This is a genomic window from Sphaerisporangium sp. TRM90804, from assembly GCF_029846175.1.
In the GTDB taxonomy this organism is placed as follows: domain Bacteria; phylum Actinomycetota; class Actinomycetes; order Streptosporangiales; family Streptosporangiaceae; genus Sphaerisporangium.
In genome coordinates this window covers 1-2,852 of the sequence record NZ_JARWAC010000057.1, presented here as the reverse complement: position 1 = coordinate 2,852, position 2,852 = coordinate 1, and the positions used below count along the sequence as shown (strand labels likewise).

At 74.7% G+C, this 2,852-nt stretch carries 1 protein-coding gene; it reads left to right on the top strand.

Annotation, left to right across the window (positions count from 1 at the left end; translation table 11 throughout):
* Window positions 1-2,852: SDR family NAD(P)-dependent oxidoreductase (locus PYR91_RS36190; protein WP_279787510.1), on the top strand; the 2,852-nt coding region annotated here is incomplete at both ends.

Below are 2,852 nucleotides of genomic sequence, written 5' to 3'. Positions count from 1 at the left end.
GTGCCGGTGGACGCCTCGGGGCTGTATGACGAGTTGGCGCTGGCCGGGCTGGAGTACGGGCCGGTGTTCCGGGGCGTTACCGCCGTGTGGCGGCGGGACGGCGAGGTGTTCGCCGAGGTGGAGCTGCCCGAGCGGGCGCGTGACCTGGTGAGACGGGTCGGGGTCCATCCGGCGCTGCTGGACGCGTGCCTGCACCCGGCGTTGTTCTCCGATGGGCCGGGCGAGGCCCCAGGGCCGGTGCTGCCGTTCGCCTGGAGCGATGTCCGGTTGCACAGCACCGGCGCCACCCACGTACGCGTCCACCTGAGGCCGCACGACACCACGGGCGGTGTCGCGTTGACGGTCACCGACCACGCGGGGCTGCCCGTGGCCTCCGTCGGCTCGGTGGTCGCCCGCCCGGTCACCGCCGGGTCAGCCGGATCGGGCGACGACCCCGTCTACCGGGTCAACTGGCGTCCCGTGCCCAGCGCCGCGACGGTCCCCGCCTGGATCACCTGGGACGACGCCCTGAACGACCCCGCCGAGACCGCCGTCCCGGTCGTGTACGAGTGCCCGGCGCCGGATCTGGACGTCGCGGACGCCGCCCGTCAGGTGGCGGGCGAGGTGCTCGCCGTCGTACGACGCTGGCTGACGGAGGAGCGGTTCGCCGCTTCGACGCTGGCGGTCGTGACGCGCGGCGCGGTGCCCGTCCCCGGCGCCCCGGTGGACCTGCGACAGGCCCCGGTATGGGGCCTGGTCCGCGCGGCCCAGGCCGAACACCCGGGCCGGTTCCTTCTGGTGGACGTGGACGACGTCTCAAGCATCGGCCTGGCCTTGAGCACCGGTGAGCCCGAGGTCGCCGTGCGCGCCGCCCAGGCCCTCCTACCCCGCCTCGAACGATCGGCCACCCCCCAACCCGGCGGCCTGGTCCCGGCCTCCGATCCGGTCTCTCCTCCGGCCGCCGCCGGTCCGGTCCCGGCTGTGACCAGTGGTTCGACTTCGGCCGCCACTGCCGGTTCGGTCTCGGCCCCGGTCCGGGCCGCCGCTTCCGGTTCTCCGGCGACGGCTCACGGCTCGGTTCCGGCCACGGCTTCGGGGCCGGGATGCACGTTCGGGGCGGACGGCACGGTGCTGGTGACCGGGGGGACAGGCGGGCTGGGGGCGCTGGTGGCGCGGCACCTGGTGGTGGGGCACGGGGTGCGGCGGCTGCTGCTGGTGAGCCGCCGGGGGACGACCGCGACGGGCGCCGCCGCGCTTCGGGATGAGCTCGCCGAGCTGGGCGCGCATACGGAGATCGCCGCGTGCGACGTGTCCGACCGTGCCGCCCTGGCCGTGCTGATCGGCGCCATCGATCCGGCGCACCCGCTGCGGGGTGTGGTGCACGCGGCCGGAGTGCTGGACGACGCGCTGGTCACCACGCTCACCGCCGAGCGACTGGACGCGGTGTTCGCGCCGAAGGCCGGCGCCGCGTGGCACCTGCACGAGCTGACCGCCGGGCTCGACCTGACCGCCTTCGTGATGATCTCCTCGATCGCCGGCACGATCGGTTCGACCGGCCAGGCCAACTACTCCGCCGCGAACGCGTTCCTCGACGTGTTCGCGATGCACCGCCGGGCCGCCGGGCTACCGGCCACCGCCATGGCCTTCGGCCTCTGGGACGCCGACACGGGCATGGGCGGCCGGCTCGCCGCCGCAGACCGGGAGCGCATGCGCCGGACGGGCATCCCGGCGGTGTCCGTCGAGGACGGCCTGTCCCGGTTCGACGCCGCCCTTCGCGCCGACGCCGCGGCCACCGTGCCCGTGAAGCTCGACTTCGCGTCCCTGCGAGCCCGCGCGGCCGAGCTTCCCGCCGTCCTGCGCGGCCTGGTCAAGGCGCCCGTCCGTGGACCCGGGCGTGCCGCCGCCGGGGACCCCGCGTTGCGGGCACGCCTCGCCGGTCTGACCGGCGGCGACCGGACCCGCGAGGTGCTGGGCCTGGTGCGTGCGAAGGTCGCGGCGGTGCTGGGACACGCGTCCGGCGACGCGATCGAGCCGGCCCGCGCGTTCGACGAGATGGGCTTCGACTCGCTGGGCGCGGTCGAGCTGCGCAACCAGCTCGGCGCGGCGACCGGGCTGCGGCTGCCGGCGACGCTCGTCTTCGATTACCCGACCGCCCAGGCGGTGACAGGGCATCTGCTGGGCCTGCTCGACGGCGTCCGCGAGGTGGTGCGCGAACGGTCCGAGCCCAAGGCGGTGGACGACGACCCGATCGTCATCGTCGGAATGGCCTGCCGCTACCCGGGCGGCGTCTCCTCCCCGGAGGACCTGTGGCGGCTGGTAGCCGGCGGCCTGGACGCGGTCGGCGGCTTCCCCGAGGACCGCGGCTGGGACCCCGGCGTCTACGACCCCGAGCCCGGGCTGCCGGGCAAGACCTACGCGCGCGACGGCGCGTTCCTGTACGGCGCGGCCGACTTCGACGCCGACTTCTTCGACGTCTCTCCGCGCGAGGCCGTGGAGATGGACCCCCAGCAGCGGTTGGCCCTGGAGGTGTCGTGGGAGGCCGTCGAGCGCGCGGGCATCGACCCGAGGTCGCTGCGCGGAAGCCGGACGGGTGTGTTCGCCGGTGTCATGTATCACGACTACGCGGGCGGCAGCGCGGCCAGCTTCGTGTCCGGCCGCACGTCGTACACGCTGGGGCTTGAGGGTCCGGCGGTGACCGTGGACACGGCGTGTTCGTCGTCGCTGGTGGCGTTGCATCTGGCGGCCCAGGCTCTGCGTTCCGGGGAGTGCTCCCTGGCGTTGGCCGGAGGCGTCACCGTGATGGCGACTCCTGAGGTGTTCGTGGAGTTCAGCCGCCAGCGTGGGTTGTCGGCTGATGGCCGGTGTCGGTCGTT